This is a genomic window from Enterococcus sp. AZ171 (genome assembly GCF_051714005.1).
Classification (GTDB): domain Bacteria; phylum Bacillota; class Bacilli; order Lactobacillales; family Enterococcaceae; genus Enterococcus_B; species Enterococcus_B pernyi.
The window spans coordinates 2,156,400-2,169,154 of record NZ_JBIORA010000001.1; the positions used below are offsets into that span (position 1 = coordinate 2,156,400).

General features: G+C 40.7%; 13 protein-coding genes and 1 tRNA gene. 5 read left to right on the plus strand and 9 right to left on the minus strand.

What is annotated here, in order from left to right; all coding sequences use genetic code 11:
- Positions 1-4 precede the first annotated feature (4 nt).
- Positions 5-76, plus strand: a tRNA-Arg gene (locus IGJ49_RS10470).
- A 108-nt stretch (positions 77-184) separates the two neighbouring features.
- Here IGJ49_RS10470 and IGJ49_RS10475 read toward each other — a convergent pair.
- From IGJ49_RS10475 to IGJ49_RS10490, 4 genes are all read right to left on the minus strand, one after another.
- Positions 185-814, minus strand: coding sequence for a hypothetical protein (locus IGJ49_RS10475; RefSeq protein ID WP_019724552.1), 630 nt, complete (start codon positions 812-814; stop codon positions 185-187).
- Between the two features lie 302 nt (positions 815-1,116).
- Entirely contained in the window at positions 1,117-1,515 is a 399-nt protein-coding gene (locus IGJ49_RS10480; RefSeq protein WP_010734858.1) for a hypothetical protein, read from the minus strand.
- A gap of 281 nt (positions 1,516-1,796) precedes the next feature.
- A complete protein-coding gene (rpoE, locus tag IGJ49_RS10485; protein WP_019723160.1) occupies positions 1,797-2,408 on the minus strand; it encodes a DNA-directed RNA polymerase subunit delta in 612 nt (203 codons plus the stop codon).
- A 75-nt stretch (positions 2,409-2,483) separates the two neighbouring features.
- Positions 2,484-2,915, minus strand: coding sequence for a DUF1934 domain-containing protein (locus IGJ49_RS10490; protein WP_010734856.1), 432 nt, complete (start codon positions 2,913-2,915; stop codon positions 2,484-2,486).
- Positions 2,916-3,122: 207 nt separating this feature from the next.
- Here IGJ49_RS10490 and IGJ49_RS10495 point away from each other — a divergent pair, with 207 nt between their 5' ends.
- The 3 genes from IGJ49_RS10495 to yidA are packed head-to-tail and all read left to right on the plus strand — an operon-like array spanning position 3,123 to position 6,134.
- Positions 3,123-3,956 carry a lipoate--protein ligase family protein gene (locus IGJ49_RS10495; protein WP_224434140.1) on the plus strand — a complete coding sequence of 278 codons (834 nt, stop codon included), beginning with the start codon at positions 3,123-3,125 and terminating at the stop codon, positions 3,954-3,956.
- Positions 3,940-5,310, plus strand: coding sequence for an HD domain-containing protein (locus IGJ49_RS10500; protein WP_096081645.1), 1,371 nt, complete (start codon positions 3,940-3,942; stop codon positions 5,308-5,310). Before IGJ49_RS10495 ends, IGJ49_RS10500 begins: the two co-directional genes overlap by 17 nt.
- Positions 5,311-5,324: 14 nt before the next feature.
- On the plus strand, positions 5,325-6,134 hold the full coding sequence (gene yidA, locus IGJ49_RS10505; RefSeq protein ID WP_010734853.1) for a sugar-phosphatase: 810 nt from the start codon (positions 5,325-5,327) through the stop codon (positions 6,132-6,134).
- A 70-nt stretch (positions 6,135-6,204) separates the two neighbouring features.
- Here the strand turns inward: yidA and IGJ49_RS10510 are convergent, their stop codons facing one another.
- Positions 6,205-6,648, minus strand: a complete 444-nt coding sequence (locus tag IGJ49_RS10510) for an NUDIX hydrolase (protein ID WP_023520053.1) — start codon at positions 6,646-6,648, stop codon at positions 6,205-6,207.
- 133 nt (positions 6,649-6,781) lie between these two features.
- Here IGJ49_RS10510 and gloA point away from each other — a divergent pair, with 133 nt between their 5' ends.
- Positions 6,782-7,156 carry a lactoylglutathione lyase gene (gloA, locus tag IGJ49_RS10515; protein WP_010734851.1) on the plus strand — a complete coding sequence of 125 codons (375 nt, stop codon included), beginning with the start codon at positions 6,782-6,784 and terminating at the stop codon, positions 7,154-7,156.
- 83 nt (positions 7,157-7,239) lie between these two features.
- Here the strand turns inward: gloA and IGJ49_RS10520 are convergent, their stop codons facing one another.
- From IGJ49_RS10520 to IGJ49_RS10535, 4 genes are all read right to left on the minus strand, one after another.
- Positions 7,240-8,586 carry a TrkH family potassium uptake protein gene (locus IGJ49_RS10520; protein ID WP_019723165.1) on the minus strand — a complete coding sequence of 449 codons (1,347 nt, stop codon included), beginning with the start codon at positions 8,584-8,586 and terminating at the stop codon, positions 7,240-7,242.
- 371 nt (positions 8,587-8,957) lie between these two features.
- Positions 8,958-9,593, minus strand: a complete 636-nt coding sequence (locus IGJ49_RS10525; protein ID WP_349519961.1) for a V-type ATP synthase subunit D — start codon at positions 9,591-9,593, stop codon at positions 8,958-8,960.
- 7 nt (positions 9,594-9,600) lie between these two features.
- Entirely contained in the window at positions 9,601-10,977 is a 1,377-nt protein-coding gene (locus IGJ49_RS10530; RefSeq protein ID WP_010734848.1) for a V-type ATP synthase subunit B, read from the minus strand.
- Positions 10,970-12,751, minus strand: coding sequence for a V-type ATP synthase subunit A (locus IGJ49_RS10535; RefSeq protein WP_023520055.1), 1,782 nt, complete (start codon positions 12,749-12,751; stop codon positions 10,970-10,972). The genes IGJ49_RS10530 and IGJ49_RS10535 overlap by 8 nt, the downstream gene beginning before the upstream one ends.
- Between the last annotated feature and the right edge of the window lie 4 nt (positions 12,752-12,755).

The following is a 12,755-nucleotide window of genomic DNA, read 5'->3' on the forward strand; positions in this document are numbered from 1 at the left end:
GCTTGCGTCCTTAGTGTAGTGGATATCACGTAAGATTCCGGTTCTTGAGACGGGGGTTCGATTCCCTCAGGACGCGTCTATTGTTATCTTAGCATATTTGTGAAGATTTTGCTTTCAAATTTCTAAGAAAAAAAGCGGTTTTCCTATCTAGGAAAACTGCTTTTTTTGATTTCTTCATGGGATTTCAAAAAGTAAACCAATCTTCTATGTAACTATAGTAGAAATGATTCGTTAAAGGTCCAGGAGTATAGCGCTCTGTCACACCCTCACCTTGACGAAGCGTTAAACCGTTTCTTAAAGTGGCTGTTTTTTGATCATAAAAATCACCATTGATGAGATAAAATATTCGGTTAGGGTCCTCTAAATAAGCAAATACATCCCCTGTAAAATGTTTTTCCAATCCTTGATCAGCGGATTTCAACTGAACGGATAAAATTGACTTGATTGCTCGGAAATTTCCACTTTCGCTCGTTTCACAGTATAACAATAAATTTGGTTGGTATACTCTGTTGACAGTTATGTTTTGAGAAAAGATACGGTAGATTGCCCCATTATGTATTGCGCTTTGCACCATTTGCTCAGTATAGCCGAGCTGTTTTTTAGCTTCTTCTTCGGTTAGTTGATATTCTCTCGAAATGACACGAAGCAGTTGCTGAAAATCCAACTTACTGGACATTGTACGATATGTATTTTCTTCATTTTTCGTTGAAAGATTCAAAGAGGTTTGCTCTTTTGGTGATGAATGGACCAAGAGAAACAACCCAAATAAAATCACAAGAAAACCGATTACTTTTATTCGTATTGACTTTTTCATTGATTACTCCTATTTATTTGTTATTCTTCTATCTATAATCATAATCAGAAATAGCCAATGAAGCAAAGAGTTTTTATAAAAAACAATCGTTTTTTATTTTCCGACTTGATTCTATAACCTGTTTCCTCAAGAAGTCACTACAGCAGTGTTTGACCACGAGAAATAAAGCACCATCCACGAAAATTATTTTTCAAATTTTGGTGGACGGCGACTTATTTTTCGAAGAGTTACTTCTGTTTCCGCGGTTTATTCGATTTTAAATGGTGCGAGAGGATTATTGTCCCACTCTCTTTCATTTTTTATCAATCATAAGGAACATAATCTTCGTAACTTTCTTCGTTGTTCAAGGCTTCATTTTCAATAAAATAGTTCATACCGCCCATCAATTCCGAACTCATTGGTCCGTTTAAAGATAAATCATGACGTTCAATCATTTCCCGGTATTCATCTGCACTGATCACCGCACCGGTTTTCAAGCTTTTGTATTGCTTCGGTGTTTCCTCCACTTCTTGATCCAACTTTGAAAAATCTGTTTCTTTGTATGTCACGAAATAGCCATGAGAAAGTTTCCGTTCGACTACTTCATTGCATTCAGGACAGCGGATCGGCATTTCTTTTTCTCGATGCTTCACAATGTGACGTACTTCATTATAATAGAATTTGGTCTGACAATTGGGACATTTTAATTGATCATCTAACATATCGATCGTCTCCTTTTATATTTGATTGTCATGTCTCAGTTTCACTTTCATCATACTCTTTTTTACAACAAATGAAAAAAGATTCGCTGACATCACCTAATGCTTTTCTCTGAAACATTTCTATAAACCACAAAAATATGCCTTCATCCTTAAGGAGAAACACTTTTGGTTTCTAGTTGACGTTCTGCCTTACTCTCTAGGACTTTTTCTTTTATTCTAATACAAAAAAACTGCAAGGCTACTTTTACAAGTAACTTGCAGTTTTTTGTGATTTCTCTTACTTATTCTTCTGGGAAATCTTCGTCTTCAAATTCTTCGTCTTCTTCGTCATCGTCTTCGATAATGCTTAGATCTTCTTCGATGTTTCCTGGGATTTCTTCTTCGTCGTCTCCAGTATCTGCACCAATTTCTTGTAAGTCTGAATTGTATGCAGCGATTTCTTCATCATCGTCATCTTCATCTTCAAAAAGATCATCATCGTCTTCGTCAGACAGATCAGTATCTTCTGGGTCATCATCGTTATAATCGATGGCATCTTCGTCATCATTGATAAAGGCATTGACTTTTTTGCGTTTACGACGACGTGGTGTATCCTCGTCTTCTTCGTCGATTCCATGGTTGACTTCTTCATCGATCGAATCGATGGCATACCATGAACGCAAGCCCCAACGATTGTCGCCTAATGAAATAAAGCTACCGTCGATATTTAAGTCAGTATAAAATTGTGCGAGTGAATCACGAATGTCACTATCTGATTTGCCAAGATATGTTTGAATCTCATTTGCTAAATCAGAAAAGTCCATCACATCACCACGCTGCTCTAAGATCGCGTGTGCGACTTCGATCATTGATAATTCGTTTTTGTTTGCACCTTCAAATACACTAATTTCCAATCAGGACACGTCCTTTCACAGTCTACTCCTTATCATACAAAATCACAGGTAAAAAATCAAACGTTTCTTTGCTATTTATGCAGTAAAATCTAAGACCATCTCATATTCGCCTATTTTTTCGACACCCATGAACAAATCGTAATCGATCATGACTTTGCCAGCCGTTGGACGATCTTTTAGACTGACATGTAGTTCTTTTGTGTATGTGTCGACTTGGATCATTCCATAAGGCGTGCGGTAATGGGTTTCTAGACGCTCCCGATAGGCAAATTTTAGACGCATACGCATTTCACCAGCACGGATCAATTGCACGTGACCATCTGGCATGATCTTGATTGTGACAGGAATTTCTTCTTGTCCTTCTTGGATCTCTTTATAGCGTATGTATAAGGTATCGCCAATTTTGACCATTTGTCCTTTCAGATCAAAATAAAAATCTTGTTGCTCTCCTTGTTGTTTCACTTTTGTACGTAATTGTATCGAAATCGGTAATCCAGATCGTTCCATTTGACATTCTCCTTTTCTCATAGCTACATTGTTCCCACTTTCCACTGATTTGTCAACCGACAGGTATAGAGAACAGATAACTTTTTTCATCTCTTCTTTCTTATTTTGGAGTATAATGAAGAAAGAAGGAGTGATACTCCTGTATATTAGAATGAGTTGAGGTTGTAACAATCGCTGCTCAAGCAGATTTAAATAGGAGTTGAGTACATGACGTCCATCATTTTGGATCAAGAAGTCTACCAAACAAATGATTTTTCTCCGTTTGCTTTAACGGATATTTTAACAGAGTATGCCAAAAAAAATCAACAAACTTTTCTACATTTTTGGCAATATGAACAGACGATCATCCTCGGTATGAAGGATACCCGAACCCCTTTTTTATCTGAAGGGATCAAGGTCATCCAAGATGCGGGATTTACACCGGTGATCCGCAATGCTGGTGGACTAGGTATCGTTTCAGACCAAGGGATTTTGAATATCTCGTTGATTTTCCCACAAGAAGATGAGAACAAGATCTCGATCGATGAAGGATATGAACAGATGCTCGCTCTTACTCGTCAGGCTTTTCCTGTTTATGCAGACAAAATAGAAGCCTATGAAATCAAAGATTCTTATTGTCCTGGTACCTACGATCTCAGTATCAATGGTAAAAAATTTGCCGGGATCGCACAACGGCGGATCAAAAACGGGATCTCTGTGATGATGTATCTGAGCGTGAATGGGGATCAAGAAAAACGAGGCGAACTGATGCAACAGTTTTATCAACAAGCATTGAAAGAACAATTCGGTACAAACGGCTATCCTGCGGTGGCACCTACAAGCATGGCGACACTAGAAAAGTTATTCGATACACCGTTGACCGTTGCTCAAGTAAAAGATTCATTTATCCAATCGTTCACTACATCTTATCCAACAAGTATTTCTATGGGGTCTGACATTTGGCAAGAAGCGAATGTTTCGCCAGATGAATGGCACGGACAAATTGAACGTATGACCCAACGAAATGCACTAAAGGAGCTGGCTTATGACAACACCTTATAAATACAAACTATTACCAATGGAAAAAGTCTTTAGAGATCCAGTGCATAACTACATCCACGTGCAACATCAAGTGATTTTAGACTTGATCAATTCGAAAGAAGTCCAGCGATTACGACGGATCAAACAACTCGGTACTTCGTCATTTACTTTCCATGGCGCAGAGCATAGCCGTTTCACTCATTCACTCGGTGTATACGAAATCTCCCGACGCATCTGTGACATTTTTTCAAGAAATTTCTCCATTGAAAAAATCGGTCCTTCTGGTTGGGATGATCGGGAACGTCTCGTGACTTTATGTGCCGCCTTACTCCATGATATTGGCCATGGGCCTTATTCACATACCTTTGAACATATTTTCCAGACCAATCATGAAGCAATCACTGTAGAGATCATTACTTCGCCAGAAACGGAAGTCTATCAGATTTTGAATCGTGTCGAAGAAGGTTTTCCTGAGAAAGTGGCTAGTGTGATCCAAAAAACATATCCAAATCCACAAGTCGTCCAAATGATCTCTAGCCAAATCGATGCCGATCGTATGGATTACCTTTTACGTGATGCCTACTTTACAGGTACAGAATATGGAACGTTCGATCTGACAAGGATTTTGCGTGTGATTCGCCCCTATCAAGGTGGAATCGCTTTTTCCATGAATGGGATGCACGCAGTAGAGGATTATATCGTCAGTCGCTATCAGATGTATGTTCAAGTATACTTTCATCCAGTTTCTCGAGGAATGGAAGTCGTCTTGGAGCATCTATTGCATCGTGCCCATGAACTTTATCACCAAGATGATGATAGTTTTGCACGTTATTCACAGTTACTGTTGCCATTTTTAGATGGCACATTTAGTTTAGATGAGTACTTAAAGCTGGATGATGGCGTCTTGAATACGTGTTTCAGTCAATGGACGGATTCATCTGATCCAATCCTTAGTGACTTAGCCAAACGCTTCTTAAATCGTAAACCATTGAAATCAGCGATGTTTTCTGGTGATCGTTACTCACCACTGATTGCTGAATTGACCTCTTTGGTCGAAAAAGTGGGCTACAATCCAAACTATTATACAGCCATCAATTCAAGCTATGACCTGCCTTATGATTTTTACCGTCCAGAAGAAGGCAGACATCGCACACAAATTGAAATCTTGCGAAATGACGGAACTTTGGTAGAATTATCAGAGGTCAGTCAATTAGTTGCTGCACTCGCAGGGCAAGAACAAGGAGATGAACGCTTCTTCTTTCCGAAAGAAATGGTCGATCCTACCTTGCGTAATCACTATGATCTTTTTGATGAAACCTACCAAGAATTTGCGCGTCATATCCATAATGGCGCATTGATTGAAGAAATAAACTAACTAAGGAGAATTTTATGTCTATCAAATTAGTCGCTATCGATATCGATGGCACCCTGTTAAACGAAAAAAGAGAAATCACACAAGAAGTAAAAGAAGCAATTGCAAGCGCTGTGGAAAAAAACGTGGCAATCGTACTATGTACAGGTCGTCCGCTTCCAGGAGTCAAAAACCAATTGAATGAATTGGGATTATACCAAGACAACGATTATGTGATCACTTATAACGGTGCGTTAGTCCAGCAAACAAAATCTGGCAAGATCATTGCTCGTCATGGCTTGACTTATGAAGATTTCTTGGAGATCGAAGTCATGGCCAGACGTGTGGGGAGTCATTTGCATTCGATCGATGATCAAACGATCTATACAACGAATCGTGATATCAGTCCCTATACTGTCCATGAAGCTTTTTTAGTCAACATGCCATTGAAATATCGGACAGCTGATGAAATGACACCTGATATGAGTATCGTGAAGATGATGATGATCGATGAACCAGCGATCCTAGATGCGGCCATCGCTCGTTTACCACAAACTTTCCGCGAAAAATATACAACTGTCAAGAGTTCACCTTTCTACTTTGAGATCTTGAACAAAGAAGCTAGTAAAGGCGCTGCTGTTGCTAACTTAGCCCAACATCTAGGAATCAAACAAGAGGAGATCATGGCAATCGGTGACAACGAAAATGATTTGTCGATGATCGAATACGCTGGATTAGGCGTGGCGATGGGAAATGCCGTTCCGTTGATAAAAGAAGCGGCTAATGTGGTTACTGCAACCAACGATGAACACGGTGTGGCTGAAGCAATCAAAAAATATGTCTTGTAAAAGTAATGAATAAAAACAGCTCATTTTAAAGTCCGAAGTATCGGCTCTTTCTTATGAGCTGTTTTTTTGTTCAATTTTGCTTCATCGCTAACCATTTTTCCACTGCCCAACGATGACTTCCTCGTTTTAATTTTTCTAAGGCAGTTTCAGGAGTGACCCACCAGATCGATTGGTCTTTTTCGGTTGGTTCCCCTACCTTTTGCCAACTCTTTGCTACATAAAAATAGCCAGGATTGTGGAAGTAAGTTTTTCGATGGTTTGAGTAAAAATATTCCGCTGCTTCCCCTAGATAACAAGAAATCTCTGCGCTGATCCCCATTTCCTCCAGTAATTCACGAGAAATCGCTTCTTCATTTGTTTCCTGTCCCTCTTTTTCACCGCCTGGCAAAAAAAAGGCACCATTTGGCGCTTCGATCATTGCGATTTTCCCATGTGTTTCGACAATGATATACGCTGCGTAACGGTCTTGGTAATTTGCAGACTCGTCTTTTTCGCCAAACATTGGGTTTTCCATAGGTATTGTCCCTTCATCTTTTTCTTTCTATTCTACATGAGAGTTTTCTCATAAACAAGCACAAACCCATAGCGTACTTGAAATTTTTGATATGATAATGTGGAAAATGTAAAAAAGAAAGGAAGATATACTTATGAAAATGGCTCACACTTGCGTCCGCGTTAAAGATCTTGACGCTTCTTTAAAATTCTATCAAACAGCATTCGGCTTTGAAGAAAGTCGTCGTCGCGATTTTCCAGAAAACAAGTTCACGCTGGTTTACTTGACTTTACCAGGAGATGATTACGAATTAGAGTTGACTTACAACTATGATCATGAAGGCTATGATTTAGGAAACGGCTACGGTCATATCGCTATTTCAGTTGAAGACTTAGAAGCACTTCATGAAAAACATCAAGCAGCAGGCTTCAACGTGACTGACTTGAAAGGACTGCCAGGAACAGCTCCGTCTTATTACTTCGTTGTCGATCCTGATGGTTACAAAATCGAAGTCATTCGTACAAAATAAATAGAGCAATACTAAAAAACAGAGGATGTGAACACCGCGTGTCAACTTCCTCTGTTTTTTTCTGTTCTTAAAACCACTTACTGTTAACCGATCAATACGCTCTCTTCTGGATATTTGTACTTCGTCCCTACTTGATTTCCTTTTACAAGAATAGAGAAAAAGACGGTTAAAATCCCTACACGTCCGATATACATCAATGACATGATGATCAGTTTCCCGACTTCTGTCAGATCTGGCGTCAACCCCATTGTCAACCCAACTGTTCCAAAAGCTGAGAACACTTCAAAAGCAATATATTCGATGCCTGAAGTTTCTGGGATCGTCTCAGTCACAGACAAGACCATGATCGCCAACATACATAAAGACAATGTAACGAAAAACAATGTCAGTGCGCGAAGTACTGCTGCTGGGCGAATAGTTCGTCCGAAAGCTTCAGCTCTGGTTTTCCCGTTAAATGTCGCATGCATTTGAATCAATAGGATGCCCAAAGTAGTGGTCTTTAACCCACCTGCTGTTGAACCGGATGTTCCACCGATATACATCAAGATCATTGTCAACATCAAGCCGGCATGACTCATTTGTAAATAGTCGATGGAGTAGTAACCAGCTGTTCTTGGTGTGACACTCATGAAGAACGTATTTGCTAAACGTTCAAGATAAGTTCCTTCAACTAGATGGATCGCATTTTGTTCGGTAAAGAAAAAGACGATAAAACCGCCCACCAATAAGCCACCAGTGACAATCAATGCAATTTTTGAGTGGAGAGTGATTTTCTTTACTTTATGATAACTAAGTAGATCCCGCCAAACAATGAAACCTAACCCACCAGCAATGATCAGCGCAGAGACCACCATTAAGAGATAGATGTTTGGCTGATCATTTGCTAAGCTATCCCCTAACAAATCAAACCCAGCATTACAAAAACTTGATACGGCATGGAAGATGCTGTACCAAATCCCTTTTGTCCATCCGTAAGTCGGCACAAATGTAAAACTCAAGGCAAGTGCTCCCAGCCCTTGGATGACCATTGCGAATTTCAAGATATAGAGCATCAAACTCATAACACCTGACATGATTTCAAGATTCAATGCTTCTTTTAGTAAGATCCGCATACTAAAGCTGACTTTTTTCTTCGCTACTGCAAAGAAAATAATGGGGATCATCATAAAACCTAAACCACCGATCTCGATCAAAACCATGATCAGAAACTGACCGGCTTCATTCCAATGCGCCGCAGTGTTCAATGTAGTCAAGCCAGTGACACAGACGGCTGAAGTTGCAGTAAATAATGCATCAATATAATTCGTCGGTTCGCCACTTTTACTAAAGAAAGGCAAAGTAAGTAAACTGCCACCAACTAAGATCAAAAGAAAAAAGCCAACAGCAATCAATTGAACTGGTGACAGTTGTTTTGTTATCCTCTGTTTCATTCGAATCACTCCTCTAAGACCGTTAGCTACCTTCGCAACGAACAAATGAAGTAGCTATTGCTCTCACGGATGTAAAAGTAAGTCCGCCAAACGCTCGCTTTCTTTTCATCCCTTATCTTACCCTGTTTTTCTTCTTCCAGCAAAGAATTTGAGTCTTTTTCCTCCCTTATACCTGTTCGTTTGATACACATGCTTTCGAACAAACAATAGGAACGCTCAAATGAGTTCTACAAAAAAAAACTCCATATAATAAGCCATAAACATCCGAAATTAGTTAAAGATATTTTTCGAAATTTACGGCCTATTCTTCGGAGCTTAGAACTGTAGCTCGGATGAACGAACAACGTTACTAATTTGCTCAGATGACTTAGCTAATCAGCGTTCCCCATATTTTTCACTTTGATCAAGCGAGTAACTTCCGCACGTTCATTTTCTTCTAACTTCATCTTGATATAATAGATCGTTTCTTCTAATTGTGGAATCGTCATGTACTCTAACGCATTCACTCTGCGCCGTGTTTTTTCGATCTCACCGGCCATCAGTTGACAGGTTTTCTCGATCTCTGTCAACTCAAGGAGCTTAGGCAGAAATGAGGTAAAACGATCGATCGAACGGTCTAATTCTGCATTGGAATTCAAATAGCCATAATCCACCGGTGCTTCGCCTAGCTGTTCGTCATATTCAAAATTCATGATCGGTACTTTGACGCTCATAATGTTTTTTTCGATAACAGCTAACTCGACATTTTCAGCCGGTAGTACAAACAATTCATCAATGAAGGCTTCAGGTAATGAAGCTTTCGAAAGGACAAAATCGCTCATAGCTGCTGTCATTTCTTTTTCTACTACTTGGCGCAGTTCATTGTTCTTACGGATCAGTAGGATGAATTGACGCATCAATTCATCCTGCTTATCCTTCAACAATTTGTGTCCTCTTGTTGCAGTCGTCAATTGTTTTTTGAGTCGTGTCAATTCCATTCGTGTCGGATTAACATTTAATCGAACCATCTGACACTCACTCCCCTTCTGGCAGGTACTGGTCAAGCAGATCATCTTTGATCCGTTTTAATTCCGTTCGTGGAAGCATGGCTAAAAGTTCCCATCCTAGATCCAGCGTTTCAGTGATTGAGCGGTTGGTATAAAATCCTTGATTGACATATTCTTTTTCAAAACGTTCCGCAAACTTAGCATAGATTTTGTCCACGTCTGACAACGCCGACTCCCCTAAGACAACAGCTAATTCTTTGGCTTGTTTACCTTGGGCATACGCCGCAAATAATTGGTTCATCGTCGCTGCATGATCTTTTCTAGTTTTCCCTTCACCTGTCCCTTTATCTTTCAAACGTGAAAGCGAAGGCAGGACATCGATCGGTGGTTGGATGCCACTCTTATACAATTCCCTCGTCAAAATGATTTGTCCTTCTGTGATATAGCCGGTCAAATCAGGGATGGGATGTGTCTTATCATCTTCTGGCATGGTCAAGATCGGGATTTGTGTCACAGACCCCTTTAATCCTCGTATTCGACCAGCACGTTCATATAAAGTTGCTAAATTCGTATAAAGATACCCTGGATAGCCACGACGACCTGGCACTTCACGACGGGCAGCAGAGATTTCTCGTAATGCTTCGGCGTAGTTAGTCATATCTGTCATGATGACTAACACGTGCATCCCTTTTTCATAAGCGAGATATTCAGCCGCAGTCAATGCCATACGAGGCGTTGCGATCCGTTCGATGGCTGGGTCATTCGCTAAGTTCATGAACATCACCGAACGATCGATTGCTCCCGTCTGGCGGAAGTCTTCCATAAAGAATTCTGCTTCTTCAAAGGTGATTCCAATGGCAGCAAAAACAACTGCAAAATCATCAGAAGAGTCTAACACCGTCGCTTGTCTCGCAATTTGAGCAGCTAATTCTTTGTGTGGCAAACCAGAGCCAGAAAATACCGGCAATTTTTGTCCTCTGACCAAAGTATTCAGGTGATCGATTGCTGAGATACCTGTTTGGATAAACTCATCAGGATAATCACGAGCCACCGGGTTGATGACTTCTCCATTGATGTCCAAGTATTTTTCTGGTAGGATTTCTGGCCCATTGTCTTTTGGACGACCTAACCCGTCAAATACACGACCGATCATGTCTTCAGAAACTCCCAACTCTAATGGATGCCCTAAAAAGCGGACCGTTGAATCTCTCAGATTGATCCCACTAGTTCCTTCAAAAATTTGGACCATCGCTTTGTCTTCTTGTACTTCAAGTACTTGTCCACGACGAATCTCGCCATTTTGCATACGAACTTCAATCAACTCTTCATATTTCACCCCAGCGACTTTCTCGACCGCCATCAAAGGACCGACCACTTCACCAATTGTTCGATATTCTTTAATCATCGGTCATTCCTCCTTCTGAAACGATTGCTTGGATCGTTGGTTTGATATTCGCTTGGATTTCATCTAATTTCTCTAATTCTGTTTCTGGCACGAATTTACTACGACCGATTCGTTCTCTCAATCCCACAGTTCCTTTCATGATCTCACTGAGATAAGCACCTAATGAAATCGCCTGACGTGCTTCTTCACCAAAAGATAGGATCAATTTCAACATCTTGAATTGTTTTTCTCTAGAAGTAAATGTATCCACCTCATCAAACGCATTTTGTTGTAAGTAATCTTCACGAATGGACTTTGCTACTTCAAGCGTCAAGCGATCATTATCTGAAAGTGAATCGACACCAACAAGACGCACGATTTCATTCAATTGCTCTTCTTGTTGCAAGATACGCATTCCTTCTGCCACCATCTCTGCCCAATCCGCTTGTAGGATCTGATCCATGTAACGTCCCACTTCTGACGAATAAAGAGAATAGCTTTGAATCCAGTTGATGGATGGGAAATGACGTTTTTGCGCCAAACTGGAGTCTAATCCCCAGAAAACTTTCACGACACGCAACGTATTTTGAGTCACTGGTTCAGAAACATCTCCACCAGATGGTGAGACCGCACTGATCGCTGTAATGCTTCCTTCACGTTCTTCATTACCTAAAGCAATGACACGTCCTGAACGTTCATAGTATTCAGCTAAACGAGAACCTAAATATGCAGGATAGCCTTCATCACCAGGCATTTCTTCTAAACGTCCACTCATTTCTCGCAATGCCTCTGCCCAACGAGAAGTGGAATCTGCCATGATCGCCACATCATATCCCATATCACGGAAATATTCCGCAATAGTGATCCCTGTATAGATCGATGCTTCCCGTGCAGCTACTGGCATATTTGATGTATTGGCAATCAATACGGTACGTTCCATCAATGATTCACCTGTATTAGGATCAATCAGTTCTGGAAACTCATTCAGTACGTCCGTCATCTCATTACCACGTTCACCACAACCAACATAAACGACCATATCAACATCTGCCCATTTAGCAATTTGGTGCTGAACAACTGTTTTACCAGCACCAAATGGGCCAGGTACAGCGGCAGCTCCGCCTTTTGTCACTGGGAAAAAGGTATCGATAACACGTTGCCCCGTGATCATTGGCGCGTCCGGATTCAATTTTGCTTTGATCGGACGACTCCGTCTAACAGGCCATTTTTGCAACATCGTCAATTCTCGCAAACCGTCTTCTGTTTCGATGACACAAACCACTTCATCGATCGTAAATGATCCCGCTTCGATTTTTTTGATTTTTCCTTTGACACCATGAGGTACCATGATTTTGTGTTGGATGATCTTTGTTTCATCCACCACACCTAGAACATCTCCGGTACTGACTTCTTGCCCGACTTCAGCAGTTGCTTCAAACCACCATTTTTTTTCATGGTCTAACGCTGGTAATTGGACACCACGACTTAAAAAGTTGCTTTGCGTGATCTCCATGAACGTATCCAATGGCCGTTGGATCCCATCAAACATTTGTGAAATGATCCCAGGCGCCAACTCAACAGACAACGCTTCACCTGTTGAACGAACGGGTTCACCAGGGCCGATCCCTGAAGTTTCTTCGTATACTTGTATCGATGCGACATCTCCGCGCATCTCAATGATTTCGCCGATGACTCCTAGCTCTCCCACTAAGCACATATCTTGGATACTTGCATCTGACATATTTTTTGCCATCACGAGAGGGCCGGAGACTTTTATGATTTTTCCAATTTGCAATGCA

Coding starts and splice junctions, on each gene's coding strand:
- IGJ49_RS10475 (WP_019724552.1), bottom strand. CDS start 814: ATGAAAAAGTCAATACGAATAAAAGTAATCGGTTTTCTTGTGATTTTA.
- IGJ49_RS10480 (WP_010734858.1), bottom strand. CDS start 1,515: ATGTTAGATGATCAATTAAAATGTCCCAATTGTCAGACCAAATTCTAT.
- IGJ49_RS10490 (WP_010734856.1), bottom strand. CDS start 2,915: ATGGAACGATCTGGATTACCGATTTCGATACAATTACGTACAAAAGTG.
- IGJ49_RS10495 (WP_224434140.1), top strand. CDS start 3,123: ATGACGTCCATCATTTTGGATCAAGAAGTCTACCAAACAAATGATTTT.
- IGJ49_RS10500 (WP_096081645.1), top strand. CDS start 3,940: ATGACAACACCTTATAAATACAAACTATTACCAATGGAAAAAGTCTTT.
- yidA (WP_010734853.1), top strand. CDS start 5,325: ATGTCTATCAAATTAGTCGCTATCGATATCGATGGCACCCTGTTAAAC.
- IGJ49_RS10510 (WP_023520053.1), bottom strand. CDS start 6,648: ATGGAAAACCCAATGTTTGGCGAAAAAGACGAGTCTGCAAATTACCAA.
- gloA (WP_010734851.1), top strand. CDS start 6,782: ATGAAAATGGCTCACACTTGCGTCCGCGTTAAAGATCTTGACGCTTCT.
- IGJ49_RS10520 (WP_019723165.1), bottom strand. CDS start 8,586: ATGAAACAGAGGATAACAAAACAACTGTCACCAGTTCAATTGATTGCT.
- IGJ49_RS10525 (WP_349519961.1), bottom strand. CDS start 9,593: ATGGTTCGATTAAATGTTAATCCGACACGAATGGAATTGACACGACTC.
- IGJ49_RS10530 (WP_010734848.1), bottom strand. CDS start 10,977: ATGATTAAAGAATATCGAACAATTGGTGAAGTGGTCGGTCCTTTGATG.